Here is a 26974-nt window from a genome sequence, read left to right as displayed (position 1 = left end):
GTCGCGTCCTTTCCGGGTGATGCCCCCGGATACCCCTACGTGAGCGGTTCAATCGTCGTCTTGCGCAGGTGCCGGAAAACGATCGACGTGCGGAAGCCGACGATCTCCCGGCGCAACGCCAGCCGGTCGGCGAGGAACGCGTGGAGCGCGTCGATGTCCCGGGTTGTGACTTCGATCAGGAAATCGTCACTCCCCGCGGTCACGTACACCGAAAGCACTTCCGGCAGCTCCGCGATCGAGCGCTGGAACTCGTCGATGACCGCCCGGCTCAACGGCCGCACCTGCGCCGCGACGAGCGCCCGGACGCCGCGGTTGAGGCTCGGCAGGTCGATGTCGGCGTGGTAGCCGCGGATGACTCCGCGTTCGCGCAGCAGCCGGATGCGCTCGAGGCACGTCGAGGGCGCGATGCCGACCTTCCGGGCGATGTCCCGGTTGGTCTGCCGCGCGTCCTCCTGCAGGTGCCGCACGATCGCCGAATCAAGTTCGTCCAGCACCGCGTCCTCCGTGTCGTCGCCGAATTTCGTTCGGCAGTGCTCCGGCACCGCCGATGTTCACTCTAACTTCGGTCGGCATGACCGCACATGAGCAGCTCGTGGCCCGCCGGGGCCGTCGATCCGGCATCACCACCATGGTCGCCATCCATTCGACCGCGCTCGGCCCCGCCGTCGGCGGCTGCCGCTTCAAGCCGTACGCCACGCTCGAAGAAGCCGTCGGCGACGTCCTCCGCCTGTCGGCGGCCATGACGGCGAAGTGCGCCGTCGCGGGGCTCGCGTTCGGCGGCGGCAAGAGCGTCATCGCGCCGGAGCCCGGGCGCGTCCTCTCGCCGGCCGAGCGCCGGGACGTCCTGCTCGACCACGCCGACCTCATCGCCGACTTCGGCGGCGCCTACCTGGCCGGCCCGGACGTGGGCACCGGCCCGGCCGACATGCTGGTGCTGCGCGAAGTCTCGGCGTTCGCGTTCTGCACGCCCGAGTCCGCGGGCGGAACCGGTTCCTCCAGCGGCCCGACGGCGGTGGGGGTGCTCGCCGCGCTCCGGGCCGCGCTCGGCTCGGCGGACATGACCGGCCGCCGCGTGGTGATCAGCGGCTACGGCTCGGTCGGCGCCCACCTCGCGGCGAGCCTGCGGGCGGACGGTGCCGACGTCGTCGTCTCCGACATCGACCCGGCGAAGCGAGCCGGCGCCGAGAACCAGGGCCTGACCTGGGTCGAGCCGGAGAAAGCGCTCACGCTGACGGCCGACGTGGTGATCCCGGCGGCGGTGGGCGGGGTGCTCAGCCCCGAGACGGTGGCCCGGCTCGACACGCCGCTCGTCGTCGGCCCGGCGAACAACCAGCTCACCGACGACGCCGTCGCGGACGAGCTCGCGGCACGCGGCATCCTGTGGGTCCCGGACTACGTGGCGAGCGCGGGCGGGATCCTCTACACGCTCTCGCGGGAAGCGGAGGGCCTCGACCACGAGGGCGCGCTGGCCCGCGTGGAGACGATCGAGCAGACGGTCGGGGACCTGTTGAGCGCGGCGAAGGCCAACGCGACCACCCCGTTGCACGAGGCGGCCGCGCTGGCTCGGCGCCGGCTCACTTCTGGTGCGGTGCCACGTACTCCTTGGCCTCCGGTGCCTCGAACAGCGGCTTGACGTACTTGACGCCGCCCTCGGCCGAGGCGTCCGGGGTGGCCGCGTACACCTGGCGCGTCGCCGGCGTTCCCGGCTTCGAGAAGTCGAGCGCCGCGACCAGGTTGTCCGTGTTCGCCGACGTCGTCTGCTTCAGCGCCGCGGAGATGCCGTCGCGGGTGAGGTCCTTGTTGTCGCAGGCCTTCTTCAGCACCGCGCCCCAGACCTCGCCCACCGCGTACCCGTACGGGACGCCGCCGTTCGGCGTTTCCTTGTACGCCGCCTTGTACTTCGCCGCGACGTCCTTGGCCTTCGGGATGTCCGCGGAGAACGGCACGCTGCTAGCGACGACCGTCAGCTTGTCCAGCGCGCCCGCGGCGGGGCTCTTCAGCAGCGCCGGGTCGAACGTCGGGTTGTTGCCCAGCACCGGCACGTTCAGTCCGAGCGCCTTGTTCGCCGCGACCGCCGACCCGGTCTGGGCGGGCGTGGTGGTCAGCGCGATCAGCTTGACTCCGGCGCCCTTGAGCCCGGTGACGACGTTCGTGAGGTCGCTGTCGGTCGAGGTGATCTTCACTTCCTTGACCGTCAAGTTGTGCTTCTTCGCGTAGAACTGCGAGCCGCGCAGGCCGTTCTTGCCGTACTCGCCGTCGATGTACACGTGCCCGATCGTGTCGCCGTCCTTGAGCAGCCCCTGCTCCTGCAGGTACGAGAGGCCGTCGATGATCTCGAGGTCGTACGTCGTCCCGACGATCATCACGTACGGGTTGTCCAGCAGCTCCGACGACCACGACGCGGGCGCGGCGACGGCCTTGTCGGACGCCAGGTTCTGCTTCAGCGCGGCCACCACCGGCGAGCCGAGCAGCTGCACGAACCCGAGCACCTTCGGCTCGATCTGCGGGTACAGCGTCTTCGCCGTGTCGGCCTTGTAGCCGTGGTCGACCTCTTCCAGCCTGACCTGGCGGCCGCAGACGCCGCCGGCGGCGTTGAAGTCCTTGGCCCACAGCTCGTTGCCCTGCGTGACGCCGAGGCCGAGGTTCTTGAAGACGCCGGACTTGTCGGTCATCACGCCGAGTGTCACCTCGCTCGCCGTGACCCCCTTGCCGGTCTTGACGCCGGAGCTGTCCGAGCCCGACGAGCCCGAGTCGCCCGCTTTCGTGCTGCACGCGGAGAGGACGAGGACGGCCGCCAGCGCCGCCGCCAGGTGTGTGCGTTTCATGGTTCCTCCGGGGGTTGACGGCGGGAACGGGTGAGCCGGCGGCCGATCGCGGCGAGCCCGCCCGGCTCGAAGAGGACGACGAGGATGATCGCGGCGCCGTAGACGAACGAGCTGACCAGGATCGGGGTCAGCGCGCCGTCGCCGGTGCCGGAGAACCAGCCGAGGTCGGCCGAGTACAGGGCGAGCACCTGCGGCAGCCCGTTGACGATCAGCGCACCGACCAGCGCGCCGGACACCGAGCCGAGGCCGCCGATGATGACCATCGCGAGGTAGGCGATGGACACGTTGATGCCGTAGGTGCCGTACTCGCTTTCGTCCGGCTTGAGGATGTCGAACCACAGCACGGTCATCGCGCCGGCGAGGCCGCCGTAGGCCGACGAGACGGCGAACGCGCCCGCCTTCGCGCGCAGCACGCTGACGCCCATCACCGCCGCCGCGGCCTCGTTGTCGCGCACCGCCCGCCACGAGCGCCCGACGCGGCCGCGCACGGCGCCGCGCGCGATCACGAACGCCACCACGGTCAGCAGCAGGAACAGGTACCACGTGCGTTCGGCCTGCCGGATCGGCACGCCCAGCACGGTGATCTCGGGACCGTCGTTGGTGAACGGGAAGCCGAACAGCGAGAACGGCGCCGGCGCGCGCCCGGTCGACGTCCCGCCGGTCAGCTCCTCCGCCGACTGTCCGAAGTAGAGCCCGAGGAACACCAGCGCCAGCGAGGCGACGCCGAGGTAGATCCCGCGCAGCCGCCCGGCGACCGGCGCGAAGGCCAGGCCCAGCAGCGCCGCGACGACCACCGCGCCGAGCAGCGACAGGCCGGGGTCGAGACCGAAGCCGACCACGCGGTCGTCGCCCGCCGGCCCGGACAGCACGGTGTAGGCGGTGGCCCCCGCGAGCAGGAAGAACGCGTGGGCCAGGGAAAGCTGCCCGGCCTGCCCGACCACCAGCGTCAGCCCGATCGCGCCGACCCCGCCGATCATCATGTACTGCCCGGCCTTCAGCCAGGCGGCGTCGAGGTAGAGCGGCAGGGCGAGCAGGACGACCAGCAGCGCGAGCCAGGCCGCGGTGCGCACGAGCTTTCCCCAGTCGCGGCGCGGCGGTGGCGTCGCGTCGACGGCCGGTGGGGTGTCCACTTCGGACACGGCGCTGTCAGACACGGGTTCGCTCCCTCGTGCCGAACAGCCCCGAGGGCCGCACCACCAGGACCACCAGCATCACCAGGAAGACCGCGCTCTTCGAGAAGTCGAACGAGACGTACTGCGCGGACAGCGCTTCCACGATCCCGACGACCAGGCCGCCGACCACCGCGCCCGCCGTCGAGTCGAGGCCGCCGAGGATCGCGGCCGGGAAGGCGGCCAGCGCGATCGAGTGCGTCCCGCGCGAAAGCCCGGCGCCGGAGAAGTCCTGCGTGGCGATGAACAGCACGGCCACCCCGGCCAGCAGCGCGGCGACGAGCCACGCGGTCGCGGTGACCCGCGAACTGCGGATGCCCATCAGCGCGGCGGCTTCCCGGTTCTCCGCCTGGGCGCGCATGGCCACGCCCCAGTTCGAGTACTTGAAGGCCAGCCAGAACGCCGTGATGAGCACCGCGGCCACGACGAGCGCGACCAGGTGCGTGCGGAACAGCGTGATCCCGCCGAGCTGGAACGGTTTCGCGTCCCAGGCGTCGCCGAGGAAGGGCAGCGTGACGCCGAGGCGGCGCACGATCTCCTCGGTGACGATCACGTCGACGCCGATGGTGAGCAGCGCCAGGCTGTTCGCGTCGGCGTGCCGGGAGCGTGACAGCAGCAGCCGCTCGACGACCAGGCCGAGCACTCCGGCCGAGACGATGCCGACGAGCGACGCGCCCACCCAGCCCAGCGCGTCCCGCGTCACGACGACGAGGTAGCCGCCGAAGAGCACGAGTGAGCCGTGCGCGAAGTTGACCACTTCGGTGGCCTTGAAGATGATCACGAACCCCAGCGCGAGCAGGGCGAAGACCGCGCCCTTGCCGAGGCCGTTGACCGTGAGCTGCAGGAAGGTGTTCACGCCGCCTCCGTGCCGAGGTAGGCCTTGATGACGTCCGGGTCGGACTGGACCTGCGCCGGCGTGCCGTCGGCGATGCGGCGGCCGAAGTCGAGCACCGTGACCCGGTCGGCGATGCCCATCACCAGGCCCATGTCGTGTTCGACGAGCAGGATGGAGATGCCCAGCTCGGCGCGGATCCCGCTGATCGTGCCGGCCAGCTCCGCGGTCTCGGCCGCGTTCATCCCCGCCGCGGGCTCGTCGAGCAGGAGCAGCACCGGTTCGACGGCGAGCGCGCGGGCGAGGTCGACGCGCTTGACGACGCCGTAGGGCAGCGCGCCGACGGGTGCGTCGACGACCGCGCCGAGGCCGAGGAACGCGCAGATTTCCCGCGCCCGCTCGGCGTGCCGGCGTTCGGCGCGGACCGTCCACGGCAGCCGCAGCCCGACTTCGAGGAACCCGCCGCGGGTGAGCGCGTGCCGGCCGAGCATGACGTTGTCCAGCACGGTCGACCCGGCCGACAGCGCGGCGTTCTGGAACGACCGCCCGACGCGCAAGCGGGCGAGCTTGTGCGGCGCGAGCCCGGTGAGGTCGGTGTCCCCGAGCCGCACGCGGCCCGCGTTCGCCCGGTAGAGGCCGCTGATCACGTTGAAGCAGCTGGACTTCCCGGCGCCGTTGGGCCCGATCAGCGCGTGCAGCGACCCGGGTGCGACGGTGAAGCTCACCTCGTCGAGGGCGCGGATCCCGCCGAACCGCAGCGAGACGTCTTCGACCCGCAGTTCCGGCGGCGTCATCCGGCCCACCTCGACAGCGTCCGGCCGGCCAGCTGCTTGCGCGCCTGCTCGGCTTCCGCGTCGGCGGTCTCCTGCGACTCGGCGTGCCCGCCGAGGTACAGCCGCCGGACGTCCTGGCTGGCGGAGAGCTCGGCGGCCGTCCCGGCGAGGGCGACCCGGCCGACCTCCAGCACCACGGCGTGGTCGGCGACGTTCAGCGCCATCACGGCGTTCTGCTCGACCAGCACCACGGCGGTGCCCTGCTCGTGGATCTCGCGGATGGTCCGGCCGATCTGCTCGACGATCTTCGGCGCGAGGCCCAGCGACGGCTCGTCGAGCAGCAGCAGCTTCGGCGCGGACATCAGCGCCCGGCCGATGGCGAGCATCTGCTGTTCGCCGCCGGAGAGGAGGCCGGCGCGCTGCTTGGCGCGTTCGGTGAGCACGGGGAACAGGGCGTCGACTCGCTCGCGGGCTTCGGTGCGTTCGGTGGCGGTCCGGGCGCCGATGCCGCCGGCCCGCAGGTTCTCCTCGACGGTCATCCGCGCGAAGACCTGCCGTCCCTCGGGCACGCCGACGACACCGAGCCGGACGATCCGGGCGGGGTCGAGCTTGCCGAGCGCGTGGCCGTCGTAGCGGATCTCGCCGGCGTCGACGGCGCCCCGGTGCATCCGGAGCGTGCCCGACACGGCGCGCAGCAGGGTCGACTTCCCGGCGCCGTTGCTGCCGAGCACGGCGAGGACGCCGTCGGCGGAAACGTCGAGGTCGACGCCGTGCAGGGCGGGTGTCGACCGGCCGTAGCGCACCCGCAGACCACGCACGGTCAGCACGGACTCAATCCAAGACGCAAGAGGCCTCCTCCACTCGTGTGACGTGAGTCACGGTCGGTGGCGGTCATCCTGCGATCAGGCGCGGCTCTCGGACACCCCCACGTGGAGACCCCGCGGGCTACAAAACGGACACGGGGTGGGGTGCCCCGATGCCGTGAATGACTCATTCATGTCGCCAGACGACATGAATGAGTCATTCACGTCGTTTCCGCGCCCTCCCGCAAAGCCGCGAACACCTCAGCCGAGGTGGTGCACTGACCGAGCCGAACCGCCTTCCGCGCACCGTGAAAGTCACTGGACCCGGTAGCAACCACCCCGAGCCCGGCGGCCACGTCCCGTAGCCGCGCACGGACCTCCGGTGGTTGCTCCGGGTGGTCGATCTCGATTCCCGCCAACCCGGCTTCGGCCAGCGCGGCCAACTGCGAGTCAGTGACCGAAGCACGCCGCTTGACCGACCGCGGATGCGCCAGCACCGCGACACCCCCGGCGGCGCGCACGAGCGAGATCGCCTCCACAGTGGACAGCACGTACTTCGGCACGTCCGCCCGGCCACCGTCGGCAATCCAATCGGAGGTGAAGGCTTCGGCGATCCCCACCGCGGCCAGCGCCGCGGCGATGTGCGGCCGTCCCAGCGGCGCCCCCGCGGCGATCTCCCGCACCTGAGCGAGGCTGATCGGCGCACCCAGCTCCCGGCACCGCTCGACCATCCGCACCGCGCGCCGCTCCCGGTCGGTGCGGATCAGCTCCAGCTCGTCGGCCAACGGCGCGTGCAATGGATCGACGAACAGACCGAGCAGGTGCACCTCGAACTCGTCCAGCCGGCACGAGATCTCGACGCCCGGGACCAGCTCGATGTCCGACGCGGCGGAAGCCGCGGCCAGGCCGTCCAGGGTGTCGTGGTCGGTGAGGGCCAGTACGGTCAGCCCGGCTTCGGCGGCCAGCCGGGGGAGCTCCGACGGCGGCGTCGTGCCGTCCGAAGCCGTGCTGTGCGCGTGGAGGTCGATCGTCACCCGGCCGAGGATCTCACAGCAGCCCGGCCTCGCTGGCCTTCCCGATCGCCTCGACGCGGTTGCGCGCGCCCAGCTTGTGCAGCGCCGACTGCAGGTACGTCTTGACCGTGTTGCGCGCCAGTCCCGTCGACTCCGCGATCTCCGGGTTCGTCTGGCCCTGCGCGGCCAGTCGCAGCACCTCGTACTCGCGGCGGGTCAGGCCGCTGCGGGCCAGCGCGTCGGACCGCTGCCCGGCGTCGGGCAGGATCCGCGGGTCGACGACGCGCTCGCCGCGCAGCACCCGCCGCAGCTCGGTCACCAGCTGCGCGCCGGCGGCGTCCTTCAGCAGGCAGCCGTGCGCCCCCGACTCCAGTGCGGCTAGCACGCCCTGGTGGTCGCCGTGCGCGGTGAACACGACGATCTTCCCGTCCGGGTGCACGCGTCGCAGCTCCGTGACGACCTCCGGCGCGAGCATGTCCGGCAGCCGCAGGTCGAGCAGGATCACGTCCGGCGCCAGTGCCGCGACCCGCTCGATCGCCAGCCGCCCGGACTCCGCGGAGCCGACCACGCTCAGGCACGGGTCCGAGCGCAGCAGCAGCGTGACACCGTCGCGGACCACCGGGTGGTCGTCGACGACGAACACGGTCGCGGCGGTCACCGGCGCACCAGCGGCACCCAGGCACGCAGCGTGCAGCCGTCGTCGTCGTCCCGGACCAGGCTGATCCGCCCGCCGAGCCGCAAGGCCCGCCCGCTCAGCGTCCGCAGGCCCATGCCGGTGCCCGGGACGGGGTCGCCGCCGGTGCCGTCGTCCGCGACGACCACCTGGACCCCGTCGTCGCTGGGCAGCAGGCTGACGATCACCGACGACGCCCCGGCGTGCTTCTCGACGTTGAGCAGTCCTTCGCGGACCGCGGCGACCAGCAGCGCGGTCCGTTCGGCGTCCAGCGGCGGCACGGCCGCGAGCTGCACGAACCGGGCCGGGACGCCGCAACGGGCCTGGAACGAGCGGCAGTGCTCGGCCAGCTCGACCGGCAATGCCCGCTCCGGGCTGGACTCCGACAGTGCCAGCAGCGACTCCCGCAGCGCGCCGGCGGCCGCCGAGACGTCGCCCTCCAGCCGGCGCAGCCGCGCCTCGAGCGCGGGGTTGCCGCAGGCGTCGGCGTGCAGGTCGCGCACCTGGACGCCGATGGAGAACAGCAGCGCGCCGACCGAGTCGTGCAGGGCGCTCTGCATGCGCAGGCGCTCGCCGGCCACCGCGGCCGTCCGGTCGGTCTCGGCGACCTTCGCCAGCTGCAACGCCGTCCCGGCCTCGCAGGCGACCTCCTCCATCCGCCGGACGGCGTCGTCGCCGAAGTCGGCGGGCTCGCGCATGGCCGCGTACGCGATGGCGACGGTCTCGCCGCGCGCGACGATCGGGACGGCGAGCATCGCGGCCAGGCCCTCGCCGCGCACCTGGGCGTCGAACTGGTGGGTGATCGCGGGGGAGCTGACGTAGTCGGTGACCCGCACCGGGCGGCCCAGCGCCAGCACCCGCCCGCCGATGCCCTGGCCGACGGGCACTTCGAGGTCCTGCAGCGAGTCGGTCCGGGTGCCCGACATCCAGCGGATCACGGCCAGCCCCGGCTGGTCGAGCTCGGCGACGAACCCGGCTTTCGCGCCGACGGCGTCCCGGACCAGGCGCGCGGTCCCGTGCAGCGCGGCGACGCGGTCGAGCGTGCCGAGCAGCTTCTCCCGCTCGCGCAGCAGCTCGCCCAGCACGGCGCTGTACTCGGCGACGTGCTCCTGTGCCGTCACGCGCCCACGATCGCACACGGACTGTGGTTTCGGACATACCCGGCTGGAGAGGTACGGGAGCCTCCGGTCGACTTGAATGGGGGCGTGGAGATCCTCACCGACGCCGCCACGCTCGCGCTGTACACCACCGACGCCTCCAACTACCGCCACGTGCCCCGGGGGGTGGTGCTGCCGGAGAGCGTCGACGACGTCGTCGCCGCGGTCGCGGCCGCCCGCGATCGTGACCTGCCGGTGATCGCCCGCGGGGGTGGCACGAGCGTCGCCGGGAACGCGTGCGGGCCGGGCCTGGTGATCGACACCTCGCGCCACGTCGGCGGCGTGCTCTCGCTGGACCCGTCCACGCGGCTCGCCCGCGTGCTGCCGGGGACGGTGCTCGACGACCTGCAGGCGGTCGCGGCGCCGCACGGCCTGCGGTTCGGGCCGGACCCGTCGACGCACAGCCGCTGCACCCTCGGCGGGATGATCGGCAACAACGCGTGCGGCTCGCACTCGGTGGCGTGGGGGCGCACGGTCGACGTCGTCCGCTCGCTGGACGTGCTGCTCTACGACGGCACGCGGTTGCGGGTGGGCCGGGACGAGCCGGCCGAAGGCCCGATCTTCGACGAGCTGCGCGCGCTGGTGCGCGACAACCTGGCGTTGCTGCGCAAGGAACTTTCGACGTGGCCGCGGCGCGTGTCCGGCTACGGGCTCGAACACCTGCTGCCGGAGAACGGCTTCGACGTCGCCAAGGCGCTCGTCGGCTCGGAAGGCACCTGCGTGACCATCCTCGAGGCGACGGTTTCGCTCGCCGAACTGCCTCGGGAGCGGGTGCTGGCGGTGCTGGGCTTCCCGTCCGACATCGCCGCGGCCGACGCCGTGCCGTCGATCCTGCCCTGGTCGCCGCTGACCGTCGAAGGCGTGGACGCCGAGCTGGTCGCGATGCTGCCCGGCCGCGCGGGTGACCTGCCGCCGGGCGGGGCGTGGCTGTTCGTGGAGCTGGCTGGGGACGACCCGGCCGCCCGGGCCCGGGAACTGGCCGCGTCGCTCGACCTGACCGGGTTCGAGATCGTCGACGATCCGGCCGCGCAACGCGGGCTGTGGCGCATCCGCGAGGAGGGCGCGGGGCTCGCGACCCGGCTCGCGGACGGCTCGGAGGCCTGGCCGGGCTGGGAGGACGCGGCCGTCCCGCCCGAACGGCTCGGCGCGTACCTGCGCGAGTTCAAGGAGCTCATGCGGGCGCACGGGCGGCGCAGCGTCGTCTACGGCCACTACGGCGAAGGCTGCCTGCACATGCGGCTGGACTTCGACATGCTGTCCCCGGGCGGGATCGCGGACTTCCGGCGGTTCCTGGAGGAGGCCGCCGACCTCGTCGCCGCGCACGGCGGTTCGCTGTCCGGCGAGCACGGCGACGGCCAGGCGCGGTCCGAGCTGCTGTCCCGGATGTACAGCCCGGAGATGCTGGACGTCTTCGCCCGGTTCAAGGCGATCTTCGACCCGGCCGGCCGGATGAACCCCGGCATCCTGGTGGCGCCGCGGGCGATCGACGCGGACCTGCGCGTGCGGGCCACCTCGCCGTCCTTTGAGGACAGTGTCTTCCTCGGCTACCCGGAGGACCGGGGAAGTTTCGGGCAGGCGATGCGGCGCTGCGTCGGCGTGGGGAAGTGCCGCAACACCAGCGGTGGCGGCGTGATGTGCCCGAGCTACCGGGCGACCCGCCAAGAGCAGCACTCGACGCGCGGGCGCGCGCACCTGCTCGCCGAGATGATCAACGGCGAGGTCATCACCGACGGCTGGCGTTCGTCCGAAGTGCACGATGCCCTGGACTTGTGCCTGTCCTGCAAGGGATGCCTGTCGGACTGCCCGGTCGACGTCGACATGGCCACGTACAAGGCGGAGTTCCTGCACCACCACTACCGGCGGCGGCTGCGGCCGGCGTCGCACTACTCGATGGGCTGGCTCCCGCTGTGGCTGCGGGTCAGCGCGCGGATGCCACGGCTGGCCAATCTTGCCGGGCGGTCCCGCTTGGCCGGCCTGGTCAAACGGCTCGGCGGGATCGCGCCGGAGCGTTCGCTGCCGTCGTTCGCTCCTTCCCCTTTCACCCGCACTCGGGCGGATCTCCGGCGCCGGGCGTCGGGGGAGCGACGGGTCGTGCTGTGGCCGGATTCGTTCAACAACTACTTGACGCCGTCGGTGCTGGAGGCCGCCCACGAGGTGCTCACCGCGGCGGGTTACGACGTCGTGCTGCCGGACCGCGGAGTCTGTTGTGGACTGACGTGGGTGTCGACGGGTCAGCTCGGTGTCGCGCGCCGCGTCCTGGACCGGACGCTTTCCGTGTTGGCGCCGTACTTGGAAGACGGCTATGAGGTGGCAGGCCTGGAACCGAGCTGCACGGCCCTGTTCCGCGGCGACCTGCCCGCGCTCATGCCGGGCGACGAGCGTGCTTCGCTGCTGGCGTCCCGGACGTTCACGTTCGCGGAGCTGCTGGAGCGGGCACCGATCCCGTTCGCGGCGCTGGACGTCGACGCGATCACGCAGGTGCACTGCCACCAGCACGCGGTCCTCGGCTTCGGCGCGGACGAGTCGGCGCTCGCGGCGGCCGGCGTGCGCAACACGACGTTGGACTCGGGGTGCTGCGGCCTGGCGGGCAACTTCGGGTTCGAGCGCGGGCACTACGAGGTGTCCAAGGCGGTGGCGGAGGACCGGATGCTCCCGGCGATCCGCGCGGCAGCTCCGGAGACGATCGTGGTTTCCGACGGCTTCAGCTGCCGGACCCAGATCGAGCAGGAGTCGGGTCGCCGTCCGGTCCACCTGGCGGAACTACTGCGCCGCGCGTTGCCCGGTCGTGAGTGAGAAACAGGTTAGAACCCTGTTTCACGCTCACGAGGTCTCGGCGCGCTCCAGCAACGTCCGGACCGCCGTGTGCACGAGCCGGCCGACGTGCTCCGGGTCCGCGCTGGCCAAGGGTTCCTTGCCGCTGACCTCGCGGACCAGCGCGATCCCCATCAGCCAGGCGAGCGCGAGGTCCGCGCGCAGCTCGGCGTCCGGGGCGTCGGTCAGCGTGGCCAGCACCCGCGCGTACTCCTCGCCGATCTCCTGGCGGATCGCGGCCGCGACGCCGTCGCTGCCCGAGGAGCGCAGGTAGGCCTCGAGGGTCCGGTTCCGCGGCCCCTCGGGAGCGAGCATGCTGCGCAAGGAGGCGCTGAACAGCCGCTCGGGCGGCGTGCTGGCCAGCTGCTCGCGCCCGTCGCGGGCGATCACCGCCTCGAACAGCGCTTCCTTGCTGCCGAAGTAGCGGAACAGCAGCGCCTGGTTGACGCCGGCCTCGCCCGCGATGTCGCGCACCGTCGTCCGGTCGAAGCCGCGCTCGGCGAACAGTTTCGCGGCGGCGTCCAGCAACGCCCGCTGCGTCGCCGCCGCGTCCCGTCGCCGGCCGGCCTGTTCCGTCACGGGAGCAGGCTAACCGGCAAACAGGACACGCGCGCTCCTACCCGGTCAACCGGATCGCCGCCGCCGGGCACGTCAGCTCGGCCTGGCGGACCGCGTCCTCCTCCCCGGCCGCCGGCTCGTCGGCGAGGAGGACGACCGTGCCGGCCTCCTCGTCCTGGTCGAACGTCCCCGGCGCGAGCAGGACGCACTGTCCGGACGCGACACAGCTCTCGGTGTCGGCGGTGATCTTCACCGGGCTCACCACGTCACCGGAACGGCGTCGACCCCGCCGGCGACGCGGTTGACGCGCACCGGGATGTCGTCGATCCCGGCCGCCAGCCGCAGGCCGGGGAACCGGCGGAACAGCTTGGGGAACACCGTCCGCAGCTCGGTGCGGGCCAGGTTGGCGCCGATGCAGACGTGCGCGCCGGTGCCGAAGGCCAGGTGGACGTTCGGCGTCCGGCCCGGGTCGAACTCGTCGGGGTCGGCGAACACCGCGGCGTCGCGGTTGGCCGCGTCGCTGGAGACGAGCACCGCGTCGCCACGCCGGATCCGCGTGCCGGCGATCTCGACGTCTTCGTGGGCGTAGCGCAGCAGGCCGGTGCCGCTGGTCGCGGTCAACCGCAGGATCTCCTCGACCGTCTGGTTCACCTCGCCGTCGGGGTCGGCGGCGAAGCGGTCGCGGCGGGCGGTGTCGCTGAGCAGGAAGAGCGTGCCCATCGCGATCCGGGTGGACGTGGTCTCGTGGCCGGCGAACAGCAGGCCGGCGCCCATCCGGGCGAGGTCGTCGTCGGTGAACGTCGGGTCGTCCGCCTGCACGGCGACCATGTCGGAGATGACGTCCGGCTGCGGGTCCGCGCGCTTCGCCTCGGCCAGCTTCAGCATGTAGGCCTTGAACTCGGCCATCGCCGCCTGCGCGTCCTCACCGCCGTCCATCCGCGCGATCCGCTCGGACAAACCGCGGAAGTGCGCGCGGTCGGCGTACGGCACGCCGAGCAGCTCGCAGATCACCAGCACCGGCAACGGGAAGGCGAGGAAGTCGGTGAGGTCGACCGGCTCGCCGGGGTGCGCGTCGTGGGCGGCCTCCAGATCGTCGAGGCAGCGGTCGGTCAGCTCGGCGATCCGGTCGCCGAGGGCGCGCATACGCGGCGCGGAGAACGCGGGCGCGAGCATCCGGCGCATCCGCTTGTGCTCGGCCTCCTCGGTTTCGAAGTCGCCGCTCGGGCCGTCCTGGATCGCGGCGTTCGAGATGCGCGACGCCTGCTCCGGCGCCGGGTGCGAACGTCCGAAGCGCTTGTCGCGAAAGACTTCTTTGGCCTCTTCGTACGACGTCACGAGCCACGCCGGGTCGCCGGCCGGGGTCAGCACCCGGCTGATCGGCGCCCGGCTGCGGAGGGCTTCGTAGTCCGGCGCGATGGCGAGCGCGTTCGCCCGGGCGAAGGGAAGGCGAGGAGTCTCTTCGGTGGTGGTCATGCGTCTCTCCTCAGTTCGGTTTCGAGGTCGGCGAGCCAGCGGAGCTCGGCGTCGAGCCGTCCGATCGCGTGGTTCAGCGCGGCGCGGCTCCACGGGTCGGCCTGCCCGGCGGCGAGCGCGGTGAGCCGCGCGTGCTCCGTGGTGAGCGCCTGTTTTCGCACGTCGAGAACGCGGGCGCGTTCTTCCTGCCGCAGCCGGCTGAAGCTGCCGACCCGCGCGAGGAACTCCTCCTGGCTGAGCGCCAGCTCGGCCGGGAAGTCCGCGAGCATGTCGTGCAGCAGCTCCTGGCCGACGTCGGTGATCGTGTAGACGTGCCGCGGCGGTTTGGCCTCCTGCTCCTCCGCGCTGCGGCTCACCGCGCCCGCGTCGACGAAGCGCCGCAGGGTCGGGTAGAGCGAGTTGTTCGACAAGGTGTGCCCGGTCGACGCTTCGACCGCTTTGCGCAGCTCGTAGCCGTGCATCGGTTCGCGGTCCAGCCTCGACAGCAAGAGGATCTCGATCCACACCTAGGTCACCGTAACCTAGGATTCCGTGACTGGGCAATGGCGGATCGTGACAGGTGGGAAGAAACTGTGTAGCTTTGTAAGCAGCTGCTTACAACCGAGCACGGGGGTTTTCCGAATGACCGTCACCCACACCGAGCCGCTCTCGTACCCCTTCAACGAGGAGGCGGGACTCGACCTCAACGAGGCCTACGCGGCGGCTCGCGAAGCCGAGGGCATGGTCCGGGTCAAGATGACGTACGGCGAGCCCGCGTGGCTGGCCACCCGCTACGCCGACGCCCGGCTCGTGCTCGGTGACCGCCGGTTCTCGCGGGCGATGGAAAAGGAAAAGGACGCGCCGCGCCGCTCGCCCGTGCAGCGCGAGGGCGGCATCCTGCAGATGGATCCGCCCGATCACACGCGGCTGCGGACACTGGTGGCGAAGGCGTTCACCATGCGCCGCGTCGAGCTGCTCCGGCCGCGCGTCGCCTCGCTGGCGTCGGGCTTGATCGCGGACATGAAGGCCGCCGGCCCGCCCGCGGACCTCGTCGACCTCTACGCGTTGCCGATCCCGGTCGCGGTGATCTGCGAGCTGCTCGGCGTCCCGGTCGCCGACCGGCCGAAGTTCCGCGTCTGGAGCGACGCCGCGCTGTCCACCAGCGGGCTGACGCCGGAGGAGTTCGAGCGCAACCGCGAGGAGCTGCGCGACTACATGCGCGGCCTGATCGCCGAGCACCGGGCGGCGCCGCAGGACGACCTGATGACGGCGCTGATCGAGGCGCGCGACACCCGCGACCGGCTGACCGAGCTGGAGCTGGTCGACCTGTGCGTCGGCATCCTCGTCGCCGGCCACGAGACGACCGCGAGCCAGATCCCCAACTTCGTCTACGCGCTGCTCGACCAGCCCGGGCAGTGGCAGCGGCTGGTCGACGACCCGGAGCTGATCCCGGCGGCCGTCGAGGAGCTGCTGCGGTTCGTGCCGCTCGGCGCGGGCGCCGGCTTCGCGCGCTACGCCACCGAAGACGTCGAGGTCGGCGGTGTGCTCGTGAAGGCAGGGGAGCCGGTGCTGGTGGCGGTCGGCGCGGCCAACCGCGACCGGCTGCAGTTCGACGACGCCGACCAGCTGCGGTTCGACCGCGGGGACACCCACCACCTCGGCTTCGGCCACGGCGTCCACCACTGCCTGGGCGCGCCGCTGGCCCGGCTCGAGCTGCAGGAGGCGCTGCGCGCGTTGGTCACCGAGCTGCCGGGCCTGCACCTGGCCGGCGATATCGTGTGGAAGACGCAGATGCTCGTCCGCGGACCGCGGTCGATGCCGATCGGATGGTGACCATGACCTGGCACGTGGAAGTCGACGAACACACCTGCATCGGCTCGGGCATGTGCGCCGCGCTGATGCCCGAGGTGTTCGTCCTGGACGGCGCGGTCGCGCAGCCGGCGACGCCCGAGGTGGCGGCCGACGAGACGGTGCTGGACGCGGCGGACTCGTGCCCGGCGATGGCGATCACGGTGACCGAAGGCGGTCGCGAGATCGGCCCGCGTCCCTAGGGTTCGAAACGGCCGTGTTCGGTGACCACGGCCGTGACGAGCTCGTACGGGGTGACGTCGAACGCGGGGTTGAAGACCCGCGTTCCGTCCGGCGTGACCGGCGTCCCGGCGTAATGGGTGAGTTCGCGGGCATCGCGCTCTTCGATGGCGATGCCCGCGCCGGTCTCGAGTGCCTTGTCCACAGTGGACGACGGCGCGACGACGACGAACGGCACACCGTGGTGCTTCGCGGCGATGGCGAGGCCGTAGGTGCCGATCTTGTTGGCGACATCGCCGTTGGCGGCGATCCGGTCGGCTCCGACGAGCACGCAGTCGACCATCCCGTTCGCCATCGCGGCGGCGGCCGCGCCATCGGGCTGCACCCGGTAGGGGACGTTCTCTTGGGCGAGTTCCCACGCGGTCAGCCGGGCGCCTTGGAGGAGCGGGCGGGTCTCGTCGACGAGGACTTCTTCGACGAGCCCGTCGGCGTGCAGGTGCCAGACGACGCCGAGGGCGCTGCCCCACCCGACGGTGGCGAGCCGCCCGGCGTTGCAGTGGCTGAGCAGCCGCAACGGCCGGCGCGGGCATTCCCGGAGCACGATCTCGGCGGCGTGCTTCGAGGCGGCCTTGTTGAGTTCTTCGTCTTCGTCGAGAAGTGCTTTCGCCTCTTCGAGGACGGCTTCGGGACCTTCGTGTCGCTTCGCGAGGGCGCGCTCGACACCCCAGGCGAGGTTGACAGCGGTGGGCCGGGCGGTGGCGATCAGTTCGGCATCGGCCTCGACGTCGTCGCTGGTCCGGGCGGCAAGGGCGACCCCGAGGGCCCCGGCGGCCCCGAGGGCGGGCGCCCCGCGGACGGCGAGCCGTTTGATGGCGTCGACGAGCTCGCCGACGGTCCGCAGGCGCAGCAGCCGGAACTCACCGGGCAGAGCGGTCTGGTCGATGACGACGACGGCGTCGTCGGCCCAGTCGATGGTCCTGCGCACGTGCCCTCCCTGGGTAATCGGGTTGCGCGCCCGGTGAAGATGCGACGGTGACCATTGAACGGCAGAACCCGCCCGGACTGCACACACCACCGGGCTACCACCACGTGGTTTCCGTCTCGGCCGGGCGCACGGTGTACCTGGCGGGCCAGTGCCCGCTGACGGCCGGCGGATCGGTGCCCGAGGGGGTGGCGGCCCAGGTCGACCAGGTGGTGGCCAACACGGCGACGGCGCTGAAGTTCGCGGGAGCTTCGCCGGCGGACGTGGTCCGGACGGTGATCTACGTGGTGACGGAGGACCGCGCGGTGCTGTCGGAGGTGTGGGACCGGTTGACGGACTCGGAGATCGGAGCGGCGTTCGCCTCGGCGAGCACGCTGCTGGGGGTGGCCCAGCTGGGCTTCCCGGGCCAGCTGGTGGAGCTGGACGTAACGGCGGCGCTGGACTGAGGAGGGCCGGCCGGGTAGAGCGAAGCAGAGGGTTCGGCCGAGGCGGGCGGTCGCCACCGGGCGGCGCTGACGGCGGGAGTCGCCACTGGCGGTGCGCTGGTTCGGCACCGCAGCGCGAGGACAGGTCCGGCAGAGCGAAACAGGCACCCGCCCACCCCACAACACACCCCGCCGGCCATGCTCTCCCCGGCCCCCGGCCCCCGGCCCCCGGCCCCCGGCCCCCGGCCCCCGGCCCCCGGCCCCCGGCCCCCGGCCCCCGGCCTACAGCCCGGCCATCAAATCCGTCTCGGTAATCCCCGGCCCCTGCCCAGCCCGGATGAACCACTCGGTCCCGAACGCGAAAGCGAAAGCATCATCCGGCATGGCCAGCATGAACATGTCCTCGCTGATCTGACTCGGATGGGCCCGCATGGCCGCCCGCTTCACGCCCACGTACTTCGAAACATCCACCGCCGCCGTGATCTCGGCCTCCGGCTTGCCGAACTCCACGTTCTCCGGTGGCTTCGGCGCCGCCTCCTCGGGCATCAGCCCCTGCTCCACCGCCTCCTCGAAACCGCGCTGCATGAACTCGCGGTTGAACGTCGCCTGGAACACGCGGGAAGTGCCCGCCAGCTCGGCCGCGCGCATGCCGACGCGGTGGACCTGGATGTGGTCCGGGTGGCCGTAGTCGCCGTTGTCGTCGTACACCGTCAGCACGTCGGCCGACTCCGCGCGCAGGATCTCCGCCAGCTGCTCCGCCGCCTTTTCGACGTCCGCCTGCCAGAAGCAGCCCGGTTCGTCGTTCGTCGGCTCGCCCATCATCCCCGAGTCGCGGTAGCCCAGGAACTCCACGCGGGCCACGCCCAGGATCTCCGCGGCCGCGTGCGACTCCCGCACGCGCCGCTCCCACAGTTGTTCGCCCTCGGCGAGGAAGCCCTCGGGGACCTCGCCGACCTCGCCCTTGGTGGCGACGACGAGCACGACGCGGTGCCCCTCGGCGACGGCCTTGGCCATGACACCGGCGGTGCGCAGGCATTCGTCGTCCGGGTGGGCGTGGAAGGTGACCAGTGTTGCCATGTCCGCCAAGCTACCGAAGACCACCGACAAAAACCGCCCGCCAGGGTGCGCACCTGCCGTTAGGGTCCCCGGTCGTGGCCGACGAAAAGAGCACCCTGCTGTCGTTCCTGCACGCCCAGCGCGCCGTGGTCCTGGCGATCCTCGACGGGCTCGGCGAAGAAGCGCTGACGACCTCCGTCCTGCCGAGCGGCTGGACCCCGCTCGGCATGGTCGAGCACCTCGGGTACGCCGAGCGGCACTGGTTCCAGGAGATCGTCACCGGCACCGCGGACCCGGTGCCCTGGCCGGACGACGACCACGAGCCGCTGCGGACGCCCCGCTCTTCCGAAGTCGTCTTCGCCTTCTACCGCCGACAGTGCCGCCGCTCCGACGAGATCTTCGCCGCGACGCCGCTGTCCGCGCCGCCGAAGACACCCACTCCGCTGACCGGTGACCTGCGCGGGGTGACCCTGCACATGATCGAGGAAACGGCCCGGCACGCCGGCCACCTCGACGTCGCCCGGGAGCTGCTCGACGGGCGCACCGGGCTCGGGCCGCGCTAGGCCTGTTCCTTCGCGCACCACCAGGTCGACCGGCCGCCGACCGTGCCGTGCGCCATCTCCGCGCCGCAGCGCGGGCAGTGGTCGCCCGCCCGGCGGTGCCCGATGATCTCGCCCGTGTGCACGCCGCCGTGCCTGATCGCCGCGCGCAACGACTTCCGCAGTGCCTTGTGCAGGTCCGTGAGTTCTTCTGCGGTCAGCTCGTTCACCGGGCGGGCCGGGCTGACCGCCGCCTGCCACAGGGTTTCGTCGGCGAGCAGGTTCCCGATCCCGGCCAGCACGGACTGGTCCAGCAGCCGCGCCTTCACCGGCGCCCGCCCGCGGCCCACGCGCGAGCGGAAGTCCGCGCGCGACACCTCGCCGGCGTCCGGGCCCAGCGCGTCGAGGTGGGGGTCGAGCCGCACCCGGCTGAGCCGGCGCGTGTCGAAGAGACGCAGTTGTTCGCCGTCGGCGAAGGTGATCCCGAACCGGAACCACTCGGGCTTCTCGTCGCGGCCGCGGAACCGCCGCGGCCCGGGCGGCCCGCTGCGGCCCGCGAACCGCAGCTGCCCGGCCATCCCCAGGTGCAGCCCGAGGTTCGGGCCCGGCTCGCCGTCGCCGTTCTCCGTTTCGCACCACAGCGTCTTGCCCCGCCGGTGCGCCTCGGTGAGCTTCCCGCCCCGCAGAGCGGCGGCGATGTCCCCGGGCGCGTGCGGACGGCAGACCCAGTCGTCGTGGTCGTCGACGTCCCGGATCTCCCGGCCGAGCGCGTCGGCGAGGACCTGGCGGGCGAGCTCCACTTCGGGCAGTTCCGGCACGCCGACCAGTCTGACCGGTCCGGCGCCCGGCCGCAGGTCACTCCGGCCGCGTCCACTCGTAGAGCCGGTGCTCGGGGTTGGTCAGGTCCGGCGCGGCCACCATCCGGTCCATGACGATCGCCCGCGCGACGAACCCGAAGTGGAGGTTGGCGCCGACCGTACGGCGCAGGTAGGCCTGATTCGCCGGGCCGAGCACCGGGTGGGTCAGGCACCGGGCGGCCGCCAGGGTGCCGCGGGCGTACATCCCGGCGCACATCGTGATGGTGCGCCGCCGGTCGGCCGGGTTGACGCCGCGGAAGAACAGGATCACGTCCTCGTGGAGGATGCGCGCCCCGTATTCGTCGCCGAGAACGGGGCTGAACCGCTGCGTCCCGTCCCCGTTGACGACTTCCATGCCGAGCCAATCCGTCTCCGGGAGGCGGGGCGACATCTTCACCGGCAGGTGCAGCGCCGAGATCATGTCGCGCGTCAGCATGTTGAAGTCCGACCCGCCGATCACCACCAGGTGGCTGGCGTAGTCCCCGGGTTGCAGCTCGTTCGTCGTCGCGAACTTCACCTCGTTTTCCGGGTTCAGGGCGCGAATGTGGCCGAACAGGTGGACCAGCGCGTCCGGATCGGCGTAGGTCAGCAAATCGACGTAGTCGGGATCGCGCGGATCGCTCGCCGCGGAACTGCTCATCTCCGATTCCGGGATCCGCCCGCAGGTGATCATCACCGGCTCGCCCGGCGGGAACCGCCAGATGTCGGGCGCATCCTCGTAGACGACGTCCGCGGGCTGCCCGGCAACGGCTCTTTCCCAGGCGTTCGTCCACGCCGTCTGGTCGTCTTCGGGAATGCCGAACGCGGACAGCAGGGCCACGAACAGATCCCGCCGCGGCCCGCGCCGGCCGGCCAGCACCCCGGCGACGGTGGAGCGGGGCAGCACGTGTCCCCGTTTCTCGCCGAGCCGCTCGATGTCGCGCAACGACGGGTTCCCGGCGCGCACCCGGCATTGCCGGAGCAGCGCGGCCAACTGGGTGAGCGTCGTGACCCCGGACGGGTCAAGGTCACCGAACGGTCCGGTTCGGGAATGCGGCATGGTGACATCGTGTCCCACGTCGGCCGGTTTTGTCCCACATCGTCTCATCCTTTCGCGTTCGTCTTCGTGTGTCCGCCGACGTGGTGGGAAAACCGCGCGCGCCTGTTCAATCGGATCCGGGACATCGGCTCTGCCGAGGGGACGGACAATGGTTCACGAAGGTCAGCTCGTTTACGGACTCGTCGTCGCGGTCGACGTCGACGGGTTCTCGCGCATGGGAATCCTCGACCAGACCGCGGTGCTGTTCCGGCTGGAAGAAGTACTCGACCGGGCCGCGGAACGGGCCGGGCTCGTCCGCGCCGAATGGCTCCGGCAACCGCGGGGCGACGGCGAACTGGCGGTGCTGCCCGCCGATTCCGACGTTTCCCGCGTCGTCGCGGATTTCGCCCACGAGGTCGCGGAAGAACTGCGGCGGGGGAGCCGGCCCCGGCTGCGGTTGCGGATTTCGATGCACCACGGCGCCCTCACCGCGGGGGTGTTCGGGCCGATCGGGGACGCCCTGATCGTCGCCTGCCGGCTGCTCGACGCGGAATCCGCGCGCGACGCGCTGGCCCGGCACGCCGGCGAAGACGTCGTGGTGGTCGTTTCGCAGCGGTTGTACGAAGACGTCGTCGCCACGCGGTTCCGCGGCCTGCGGCCCGATCGGTTCCGGCCGGTGGCCGAACACGTGAAGGGGCGGGCCTACCGCGGGTACCTCTGCGTGGGCAGCCCGAAAGCCGTGCCCGAGCCGGAACACGTGGTTCCGGCCGGGCACGGCACCGTGCTCGAGCTGCCGGGCGGGTGACCCGGTGGAGGACGGCCGCCGCGCCGTGACCGGACCGCCGCGGCGGCCGCCGGTCAGGGGCGGCGGTCCCGCCGGACCAGGGCCAGCGCCGGGACGATCACCACGGCGGCGAGGACGAACGTCACCGGGTAGCCCACCGAGCCGATGACCAGCCCCGCGCCCAGCGCGCCGGCCGCCATGCCCAGGTCGTAGGCCGCGTTCCAGATCGCGCTCACCGCGCTCTCGCCGCCGGCCGGGACGCGGGCGTACATCAGCGTCAGCGTCGCGTTCTGCAGCGCGCCGAACCCCGCGCCCAGCACGACCGCCCCGCCGATCACCAGCGACGGCGTGCCGGTGGCCGCGATGGCCGCCATGCCCACGGCCGACAGCACCACGCCGGGCACCAGCAGGACCCCCGGGCCGTGGCGGTCGCCGAGCCGGCCGGCGACCCAGCGGGCCGCGGTGGCCGCCGCGGGCTGGGCGAGCAACGCGCTCGCGGCGACCCACGCGGGCTGGTCCGAAGCGGCGAGCGGGAGGAACGTGACCAGGACGCCGACCGCGGCGGCCGACACGGCGAAGATCGTCGCGGGCCGGGTCAGCACCGGGTTGCGCAGGCCGGCGACGACGCCGTGGCCGCCGTCTTCCTTGGGCGTCGCGGAGTAGCGCGGCAGGCCCGGCACCGACAGCAGGGCGAGCAGGGTAGCCACCGCCGTCGCCACGAACACCGGCGTGAAGCCCCAGTGCGCCGCCGCCCAGACACCCGCGGGCAGCGCCAGCAGACCCGGGATGCCGCCGACGATCCCGACCAGCGCGAGGCCCTCGCCGCGCCGGTCCGCCGGGATCAGCAGGGCGGTGACGGCGCCACCGGCCACGACCGCGATCGCGAACCCGATCCCGCGCACCACGCTGACCCCGACGATCACCCAGACGTCCGAGCTGACCGTGAGCAGCAGCGTCGGCGCGCCGAGCAGGACCAGCCCGGTGGCCAGCGCCCACCGGTAGCCGACGCGGGCGACCAGCCGCGGCGTCACCAGCTCGGCGGCGACCGTGGCGAGCAGCAGCGCGACCGTCGCGAGCCCCGCACCGCTGTCCGAACCGGCCTGCTTCGCGAACAGCGGGACCACCGAAAGCGGCAGGTAGAAGCCGATCGACGACCCGAAGATCGAGACGAAGCGGATGAGCAGGGCGCGGGATACCAGCCTGGGCCGGATTTGCAGGTCAGCGGTCATGACTAGAACGGTAGAAGCGAACTGGGTCACCGGTAAGGTCCAGTTCCATGGCTGTGGATTGGGCCGGTTTGAGCCCGGAGCTGCTGTTCACGATCGACCGCGAGAGCGGCGCGGGCCTGCGCACGCAGCTGGAGGACCAGCTGCGCGGCGCGATCCGCGGCGGCCGGCTGGCGGGTGGGGAGAAGCTGCCGTCGTCGCGCGAGCTCGCCCGCGCCCTCGGCTTGTCGCGGGGGCTGGTGCAGGACTGCTACGCCCAGCTGCAGGCCGAGGGCTACCTGACCAGCCGGGCGGGCTCGGCGACGCGGGTGGCGGCGGTCGCCCGGCCCGCCGAGCCGCCGCGGGTGAGTGCGCCCGAGCGGCCGAAGCACGACGTCGCCGACTTCCGCCACGGTGTCCCCGACCTGCGCCTCGCGCCGCGCGAAGACTGGGCGTGGGCCGTGCGCGAGGTCTGCCGCACCGCGCCGAACAGCGCCTTCGACTACGGCGATCCCGCGGGCGCGCGGCAGCTGCGGGAGGTGCTCGCGGCGTACCTGCGGCGGGTGCGGGCGGTCGTGGCCACGGCCGACCAGCTCGTCGTCTGCACCGGCATGGCGCAGGCGCTCGGGCTGGTGCTGCGCGCGCTCGCCGCCGACGGCATCACCACGATCGCCGTCGAGGACCCCGGCGTCGTCCGGACGACGACCGAGCAGGCGAACGCCGCCGGGCTGGCCGCCGTGCCCGTCCCGGTCGACGAGGACGGCGTCGACGTCGCCGCGCTCGACCGCAGCGGCGCGCGGGCCGTGCTGGTGACCCCGGCGCATCAGTGGCCGACCGGCGTGGTGCTCGCCGGGCACCGCCGCCAGGAGCTGCTCGCGTGGGCGCGGCGGTGCGACGGCGTCGTCATCGAGGACGACTACGACGCCGAATTCCGCTACGACCGCGACCCGGTCGGCTCGCTGCAGGGGCTCGACCCCGACCGCGTCGTCTCGCTGGGGACGGTGAGCAAGTCGCTGGCGCCGGCGTTGCGGCTCGGCTGGCTGGTCGCTCCCGCCCGGCTGCTCGAGGCGCTGGCGCGCGGCAAGCACGTCACCGACCGCGGGAGCCCCGGCCTCGACCAGCTGGCGCTGGCCCTGCTCATCGAATCCGGGCGCTACGACCGGCACCTGCGCCGCGCCCGCGCCGAGTACGCGGCCCGGCGCGAAACCCTGCTCACGGCGTTGGCGGCGCACGTCCCCGGCATCCGTGTCACCGGGCTCGCCGCGGGGTTCCACGCGATCCTGCACCTGCCCCCGGGCGCCGACGAGGAGCGGGTGATCGCCCGCGCGGCCGAGCGCGGCGTCGGGCTGTACGGCCTGGCCCGGATGCACGCGACGCCGTCGGCGACGGCTCCGCGGCTCGTCCTGGGCTTCGGCGACACGCCGCAACGCTCGATCGAAGCGGGGATCGCCGCCGTCGCGGACCTGCTGTCAGGCGTCGAGTGACTGGGACGTCGTGACTTCCCAGGCGAACCCGTCCGGGTCCGTGAACGCCCCGGACGCGTGATTGACGGCGATCCGGTGCGACCCACTGCCTTCGTGGGCGACGCCGGCCTGCTTGGCGAGCGCCTTGCGGCGGTAGAGCGCCAGCTTGATCTCGCCGCCTTCGAACTCGACGTACATGCGGCTGAAGCTCTTCGCGACGGTGAGCCCGTGGTCGACGTAGAACTTCTTGGTGGCGGCGATGTCGGCGACGCCGAGCAGCAGCACGATGGCGTCGAACTCCCGCGTGACGGGTCCGGTGTCCTTCTTGTTCGAGGTGGCGAGCGTCCAGATGGCGCCGTCGGGAGCCTGGACGGCGCCACCGTAGCCCCACAGGGACTTCGCGGCGGGCTTCAGCGTGGTGGCTCCGGCTGCCACGGCGCCGGCCATGAGCGAGTCGACGTCGCCGGGCTGGGCGACGGTGAGGGAGAGGGTGTAGCCCCGGAACCCGCTCGAGGGCTCCTGCGCGGTCCGGAAGCGGAGCTGCGTGGTGAGGCCGAAGGCGTCGGCGTAGAAGCGCTCGGCCGCCGCGGTGTCGGTGACCTCGAGGGTGATGGAGTCGATGTTCGTCATGCCGGTAACGCTAGGTCCGGCGCCGTGACCAGCGCTTCTCGATTCCTGATCGGTTGGCGCGAAGGCGCGCTAGCCGGCGGCTCGCGTGGCCCGGCGCTTGGCCAGCGCCATCCGGACCAGGTACTTCGGGGTGGGCGGGACCCAGCCCAGCTGCTCGGCCATCCCCAGGTCGTCGCGGTTCGCCCAGTGCTCGGCGACCTTGCCGTCCACCACCCGGAACCAGTGGGACTGCGTGACGCTGAAGGTGTTTCCGTTGGGGGGCATCGCCTGCTTGACCGCGGCGCGCTCGTCGTAGGTGACGAACGGCCCGGTCTGCCGGCCGGCCATGCTGGTGTGGAGCACCACCAGGTCGCCGGCGTGGACGGCGTCGTGGATTTCCCAGCGCAGGTCCGAATAGGCGGCGCGCAGCCACAAAGCCGTCGCGTAGAACGCTTCGGCACCGCGTCCGCGGCAGGCCGCGGGCTCGTCCTTGCCTTCCCGGTTGGTGGCGTCGGGGTGGATGACGGTGCGGAGGTCGGCGAGGCTGCCGGTCCCCATCAACTGCATCGCGCGCACGCAGAGCGCGATGGCTTCGTCGTTCGCTGTAGCGGGTCTTCCGGTGGAACCTCGGGTCGTGGTGTCCATGACACCTCTCCTTGGTTATAGTAGAGATAGATTGAATCTAGGGAGACTATAAGCAATGCCACGAGAGGGCGTCAAGAAGCCGGCGGAGCCTCGCCGTTACGACAACTCCACGCGGGCCGAGCAGGCGAGAGCGACCCGGCGGCGGATCCTCGACGCGACCTACCGCCTGCTGCTCGAGAACGGTTACGCGGCGACCACGATCAAAGCCGTCGCGGGCGAGGCCGGGGTGTCGATCGACACCGTGTACAAAGCCTTCGGTACCAAGGGAAACCTGATCAAGGGCGTCTACGACGTGGTGCTCGCGGGCGACGACGAGCCGACGCCGCTCATGGAGCGTCCCGTCTGGCGGGAGTTCGCCGCCGAGACGTCGGCGGTCGAAAAGCTGCACAAGTACGCGGCGGTGTGCCGCATGCTGTCGGTCCGGCTCAGCCCGCTGCTGGCCCTGCTGCTGTCGGCGGCGCGCTCCGGGAATCCCGAGCTGGCGGCGTTCGCCGACACGATCGAGGGGGAACGGCTCGTGGGCGCCGGCGCGGTGGTCCGGGCGCTCACGGAAATCGGCGGGCTGCGCGCCGATCTTGGTTTCGAGCGCGCCCGGGACATCGTGTGGACGCTGAACTCGCCGCAGGTCTACCAGCTGCTGGTGGGCGGGCGCGGGTGGACCGACGACGAGTACGAGACGTGGCTCGCGGGCACGCTGACCGCGCAGCTGATCGGCTAGTCACTCCGACAGGAAGACCTCGATCGCCTCCTCGGCGAGGACCGCCGGCCGCGGGCACGCCGAGGGCGAGGCCCGCGTCAGTACTCGCCCTTGATGACGAAGTAGGAACCGCGGATGGTGCCGGCCAGTTTGGACTTCTGACGGGCGAACTTGAACGTCGTCAGCTCCGCCGGTACTTCCATCCCGTCGGAGAGCTTGAACCCGACCGCCCGCTTCCCGCCGTCGTCCACTGTGTACATGACGTTGATCGACAGGCCGTTCTCGTAGAACACATACGCCATCCGGATGTTCTCGACCTGGAACGCCGTCGCCTCGAGCGGGCGGGACGCGATGACGATTCCGCGTTCCTCCTCGAGGATCCGGTGCACCCAGTCGACAGTGGACTGCGCGTCCGCCGCCGGCTCGACCGTGAAGACGTGGTCGTACTTGTTCTTGAAGTACCGGGCCTCGTTCGCCCGCAGGCCGGCGAGCGCGGCCGCGACGGGCGACGACTCCAGGCCCGCGGTCGAGACGGTGGTGAAGTCCACGGGGTGGGGCATGGGCACTCCTCCGGGTGACGGTCTCAGCGTATGCGCTGGT

General features: G+C 72.1%; 30 protein-coding genes. 9 read left to right on the top strand and 21 right to left on the bottom strand.

Annotated elements, in window-relative coordinates; genetic code table 11:
- Positions 1-35 precede the first annotated feature (35 nt).
- Entirely contained in the window at positions 36-491 is a 456-nt protein-coding gene (locus ABFJ78_RS23790; protein ID WP_436389002.1) for an Lrp/AsnC family transcriptional regulator, read from the bottom strand.
- A gap of 80 nt (positions 492-571) precedes the next feature.
- Between ABFJ78_RS23790 and ABFJ78_RS23785 the strand changes: the two genes are divergently transcribed.
- A complete protein-coding gene (locus ABFJ78_RS23785; RefSeq protein WP_436388557.1) occupies positions 572-1633 on the top strand; it encodes a Glu/Leu/Phe/Val dehydrogenase dimerization domain-containing protein in 1062 nt (353 codons plus the stop codon).
- On the opposite strand, the gene ABFJ78_RS23780 is transcribed toward ABFJ78_RS23785, so the two are convergent.
- The 8 genes from ABFJ78_RS23780 to ABFJ78_RS23745 all read right to left on the bottom strand — a co-directional run bounded on the left by ABFJ78_RS23780 (position 1575) and on the right by ABFJ78_RS23745 (position 9209).
- On the bottom strand, positions 1575-2825 hold the full coding sequence (locus tag ABFJ78_RS23780) for an ABC transporter substrate-binding protein (RefSeq protein ID WP_436388556.1): 1251 nt from the start codon (positions 2823-2825) through the stop codon (positions 1575-1577). The genes ABFJ78_RS23785 and ABFJ78_RS23780 overlap by 59 nt on opposite strands.
- Positions 2822-3964: a branched-chain amino acid ABC transporter permease gene (locus tag ABFJ78_RS23775; protein ID WP_436389001.1), complete on the bottom strand. Its 1143-nt coding sequence runs from the start codon at positions 3962-3964 to the stop codon at positions 2822-2824. Before ABFJ78_RS23775 ends, ABFJ78_RS23780 begins: the two co-directional genes overlap by 4 nt.
- A gap of 7 nt (positions 3965-3971) precedes the next feature.
- Positions 3972-4850 (bottom strand): branched-chain amino acid ABC transporter permease, encoded by an 879-nt coding sequence (locus ABFJ78_RS23770; protein ID WP_436388555.1) that lies wholly within the window; start codon positions 4848-4850, stop codon positions 3972-3974.
- Positions 4847-5620, bottom strand: coding sequence for an ABC transporter ATP-binding protein (locus tag ABFJ78_RS23765; RefSeq protein WP_436388554.1), 774 nt, complete (start codon positions 5618-5620; stop codon positions 4847-4849). Before ABFJ78_RS23765 ends, ABFJ78_RS23770 begins: the two co-directional genes overlap by 4 nt.
- A complete protein-coding gene (locus ABFJ78_RS23760) occupies positions 5617-6426 on the bottom strand; it encodes an ABC transporter ATP-binding protein (RefSeq protein ID WP_436388553.1) in 810 nt (269 codons plus the stop codon). The genes ABFJ78_RS23765 and ABFJ78_RS23760 overlap by 4 nt, the downstream gene beginning before the upstream one ends.
- Before the next feature lie 197 nt (positions 6427-6623).
- On the bottom strand, positions 6624-7436 hold the full coding sequence (locus ABFJ78_RS23755; protein ID WP_436388552.1) for a PHP domain-containing protein: 813 nt from the start codon (positions 7434-7436) through the stop codon (positions 6624-6626).
- 13 nt (positions 7437-7449) lie between these two features.
- A complete protein-coding gene (locus tag ABFJ78_RS23750) occupies positions 7450-8073 on the bottom strand; it encodes a response regulator (RefSeq protein ID WP_372671028.1) in 624 nt (207 codons plus the stop codon).
- Entirely contained in the window at positions 8070-9209 is a 1140-nt protein-coding gene (locus ABFJ78_RS23745) for a GAF domain-containing protein (RefSeq protein ID WP_436388551.1), read from the bottom strand. Before ABFJ78_RS23745 ends, ABFJ78_RS23750 begins: the two co-directional genes overlap by 4 nt.
- A gap of 84 nt (positions 9210-9293) precedes the next feature.
- On the opposite strand from ABFJ78_RS23745, the gene ABFJ78_RS23740 reads away from it, so the two are divergent.
- A complete protein-coding gene (locus tag ABFJ78_RS23740; protein WP_436388550.1) occupies positions 9294-12038 on the top strand; it encodes an FAD-binding and (Fe-S)-binding domain-containing protein in 2745 nt (914 codons plus the stop codon).
- Between the two features lie 27 nt (positions 12039-12065).
- Here ABFJ78_RS23740 and ABFJ78_RS23735 read toward each other — a convergent pair whose 3' ends face one another.
- Genes ABFJ78_RS23735 through ABFJ78_RS23720 form a run of 4 tightly spaced genes read right to left on the bottom strand, consistent with a single transcriptional unit; the run spans position 12066 to position 14593 of the window.
- Entirely contained in the window at positions 12066-12635 is a 570-nt protein-coding gene (locus tag ABFJ78_RS23735; protein ID WP_436388549.1) for a TetR family transcriptional regulator, read from the bottom strand.
- Positions 12636-12672: 37 nt separating this feature from the next.
- Positions 12673-12867, bottom strand: coding sequence for a ferredoxin (locus ABFJ78_RS23730; protein WP_436388548.1), 195 nt, complete (start codon positions 12865-12867; stop codon positions 12673-12675).
- A gap of 5 nt (positions 12868-12872) precedes the next feature.
- Positions 12873-14087 carry a cytochrome P450 gene (locus ABFJ78_RS23725; RefSeq protein ID WP_436388547.1) on the bottom strand — a complete coding sequence of 405 codons (1215 nt, stop codon included), beginning with the start codon at positions 14085-14087 and terminating at the stop codon, positions 12873-12875.
- Positions 14084-14593: a PadR family transcriptional regulator gene (locus ABFJ78_RS23720; protein WP_436388546.1), complete on the bottom strand. Its 510-nt coding sequence runs from the start codon at positions 14591-14593 to the stop codon at positions 14084-14086. The genes ABFJ78_RS23725 and ABFJ78_RS23720 overlap by 4 nt, the downstream gene beginning before the upstream one ends.
- A gap of 115 nt (positions 14594-14708) precedes the next feature.
- On the opposite strand from ABFJ78_RS23720, the gene ABFJ78_RS23715 reads away from it, so the two are divergent.
- Both ABFJ78_RS23715 and ABFJ78_RS23710 read left to right on the top strand, forming a co-directional pair.
- On the top strand, positions 14709-15899 hold the full coding sequence (locus ABFJ78_RS23715) for a cytochrome P450 (protein WP_436388545.1): 1191 nt from the start codon (positions 14709-14711) through the stop codon (positions 15897-15899).
- Positions 15900-15901: 2 nt separating this feature from the next.
- On the top strand, positions 15902-16117 hold the full coding sequence (locus ABFJ78_RS23710) for a ferredoxin (RefSeq protein WP_436388544.1): 216 nt from the start codon (positions 15902-15904) through the stop codon (positions 16115-16117).
- Here ABFJ78_RS23710 and mtnA read toward each other — a convergent pair.
- Positions 16114-17079 (bottom strand): S-methyl-5-thioribose-1-phosphate isomerase, encoded by a 966-nt coding sequence (mtnA, locus tag ABFJ78_RS23705; protein ID WP_436388543.1) that lies wholly within the window; start codon positions 17077-17079, stop codon positions 16114-16116. The genes ABFJ78_RS23710 and mtnA overlap by 4 nt on opposite strands.
- Positions 17080-17126: 47 nt before the next feature.
- Between mtnA and ABFJ78_RS23700 the strand changes: the two genes are divergently transcribed.
- On the top strand, positions 17127-17522 hold the full coding sequence (locus ABFJ78_RS23700) for a RidA family protein (protein ID WP_436388542.1): 396 nt from the start codon (positions 17127-17129) through the stop codon (positions 17520-17522).
- Positions 17523-17783: 261 nt separating this feature from the next.
- On the opposite strand, the gene ABFJ78_RS23695 is transcribed toward ABFJ78_RS23700, so the two are convergent.
- Positions 17784-18578 (bottom strand): PIG-L family deacetylase, encoded by a 795-nt coding sequence (locus ABFJ78_RS23695; RefSeq protein ID WP_436388541.1) that lies wholly within the window; start codon positions 18576-18578, stop codon positions 17784-17786.
- A 74-nt stretch (positions 18579-18652) separates the two neighbouring features.
- Here ABFJ78_RS23695 and ABFJ78_RS23690 point away from each other — a divergent pair, with 74 nt between their 5' ends.
- A complete protein-coding gene (locus ABFJ78_RS23690) occupies positions 18653-19120 on the top strand; it encodes a DinB family protein (RefSeq protein ID WP_436388540.1) in 468 nt (155 codons plus the stop codon).
- Here ABFJ78_RS23690 and ABFJ78_RS23685 read toward each other — a convergent pair.
- Entirely contained in the window at positions 19117-19914 is a 798-nt protein-coding gene (locus tag ABFJ78_RS23685) for an Fpg/Nei family DNA glycosylase (protein WP_436388539.1), read from the bottom strand. The two genes, ABFJ78_RS23690 and ABFJ78_RS23685, sit on opposite strands and share 4 nt — an antisense overlap.
- Positions 19915-19951: 37 nt before the next feature.
- Positions 19952-20992, bottom strand: coding sequence for a helix-turn-helix domain-containing protein (locus ABFJ78_RS23680; RefSeq protein WP_436388538.1), 1041 nt, complete (start codon positions 20990-20992; stop codon positions 19952-19954).
- Positions 20993-21140: 148 nt separating this feature from the next.
- Between ABFJ78_RS23680 and ABFJ78_RS23675 the strand changes: the two genes are divergently transcribed.
- On the top strand, positions 21141-21776 hold the full coding sequence (locus tag ABFJ78_RS23675) for a hypothetical protein (protein WP_436388537.1): 636 nt from the start codon (positions 21141-21143) through the stop codon (positions 21774-21776).
- A gap of 53 nt (positions 21777-21829) precedes the next feature.
- On the opposite strand, the gene ABFJ78_RS23670 is transcribed toward ABFJ78_RS23675, so the two are convergent.
- A complete protein-coding gene (locus ABFJ78_RS23670) occupies positions 21830-22984 on the bottom strand; it encodes an MFS transporter (RefSeq protein WP_436388536.1) in 1155 nt (384 codons plus the stop codon).
- A gap of 47 nt (positions 22985-23031) precedes the next feature.
- Between ABFJ78_RS23670 and ABFJ78_RS23665 the strand changes: the two genes are divergently transcribed.
- Complete coding sequence (locus tag ABFJ78_RS23665) at positions 23032-24444, top strand: PLP-dependent aminotransferase family protein (protein WP_436388535.1); 1413 nt, start codon at positions 23032-23034, stop codon at positions 24442-24444.
- Here the strand turns inward: ABFJ78_RS23665 and ABFJ78_RS23660 are convergent.
- Both ABFJ78_RS23660 and ABFJ78_RS23655 read right to left on the bottom strand, forming a co-directional pair.
- Positions 24430-25053 carry a glyoxalase gene (locus ABFJ78_RS23660; RefSeq protein ID WP_436388534.1) on the bottom strand — a complete coding sequence of 208 codons (624 nt, stop codon included), beginning with the start codon at positions 25051-25053 and terminating at the stop codon, positions 24430-24432. The two genes, ABFJ78_RS23665 and ABFJ78_RS23660, sit on opposite strands and share 15 nt — an antisense overlap.
- Before the next feature lie 69 nt (positions 25054-25122).
- Entirely contained in the window at positions 25123-25677 is a 555-nt protein-coding gene (locus ABFJ78_RS23655) for an ester cyclase (RefSeq protein WP_436388533.1), read from the bottom strand.
- A gap of 55 nt (positions 25678-25732) precedes the next feature.
- Here ABFJ78_RS23655 and ABFJ78_RS23650 point away from each other — a divergent pair, with 55 nt between their 5' ends.
- Positions 25733-26395, top strand: a complete 663-nt coding sequence (locus ABFJ78_RS23650) for a TetR/AcrR family transcriptional regulator (protein WP_436388532.1) — start codon at positions 25733-25735, stop codon at positions 26393-26395.
- Positions 26396-26472: 77 nt separating this feature from the next.
- On the opposite strand, the gene ABFJ78_RS23645 is transcribed toward ABFJ78_RS23650, so the two are convergent.
- A complete protein-coding gene (locus ABFJ78_RS23645; RefSeq protein ID WP_436388531.1) occupies positions 26473-26934 on the bottom strand; it encodes a phage tail protein in 462 nt (153 codons plus the stop codon).
- Positions 26935-26974 lie beyond the last annotated feature (40 nt).

It is taken from the genome of Amycolatopsis sp. MEPSY49 (assembly GCF_051337345.1).
Classification (GTDB): Bacteria; Actinomycetota; Actinomycetes; order Mycobacteriales; family Pseudonocardiaceae; genus Amycolatopsis.
Note: the sequence above shows the minus strand (reverse complement) of the source record. Positions and strands in the feature narration are given on the sequence as shown.

Coding starts and splice junctions, on each gene's coding strand:
- ABFJ78_RS23785 (WP_436388557.1), top strand. CDS start 572: ATGACCGCACATGAGCAGCTCGTGGCCCGCCGGGGCCGTCGATCCGGC.
- ABFJ78_RS23780 (WP_436388556.1), bottom strand. CDS start 2,825: ATGAAACGCACACACCTGGCGGCGGCGCTGGCGGCCGTCCTCGTCCTC.
- ABFJ78_RS23765 (WP_436388554.1), bottom strand. CDS start 5,620: ATGACGCCGCCGGAACTGCGGGTCGAAGACGTCTCGCTGCGGTTCGGC.
- ABFJ78_RS23725 (WP_436388547.1), bottom strand. CDS start 14,087: ATGACCACCACCGAAGAGACTCCTCGCCTTCCCTTCGCCCGGGCGAAC.
- ABFJ78_RS23715 (WP_436388545.1), top strand. CDS start 14,709: ATGACCGTCACCCACACCGAGCCGCTCTCGTACCCCTTCAACGAGGAG.
- ABFJ78_RS23710 (WP_436388544.1), top strand. CDS start 15,902: ATGACCTGGCACGTGGAAGTCGACGAACACACCTGCATCGGCTCGGGC.
- ABFJ78_RS23695 (WP_436388541.1), bottom strand. CDS start 18,578: ATGGCAACACTGGTCACCTTCCACGCCCACCCGGACGACGAATGCCTG.
- ABFJ78_RS23680 (WP_436388538.1), bottom strand. CDS start 20,992: ATGCCGCATTCCCGAACCGGACCGTTCGGTGACCTTGACCCGTCCGGG.
- ABFJ78_RS23675 (WP_436388537.1), top strand. CDS start 21,141: ATGGTTCACGAAGGTCAGCTCGTTTACGGACTCGTCGTCGCGGTCGAC.
- ABFJ78_RS23670 (WP_436388536.1), bottom strand. CDS start 22,984: ATGACCGCTGACCTGCAAATCCGGCCCAGGCTGGTATCCCGCGCCCTG.
- ABFJ78_RS23665 (WP_436388535.1), top strand. CDS start 23,032: ATGGCTGTGGATTGGGCCGGTTTGAGCCCGGAGCTGCTGTTCACGATC.
- ABFJ78_RS23660 (WP_436388534.1), bottom strand. CDS start 25,053: ATGACGAACATCGACTCCATCACCCTCGAGGTCACCGACACCGCGGCG.
- ABFJ78_RS23655 (WP_436388533.1), bottom strand. CDS start 25,677: ATGGACACCACGACCCGAGGTTCCACCGGAAGACCCGCTACAGCGAAC.
- ABFJ78_RS23650 (WP_436388532.1), top strand. CDS start 25,733: ATGCCACGAGAGGGCGTCAAGAAGCCGGCGGAGCCTCGCCGTTACGAC.
- ABFJ78_RS23645 (WP_436388531.1), bottom strand. CDS start 26,934: ATGCCCCACCCCGTGGACTTCACCACCGTCTCGACCGCGGGCCTGGAG.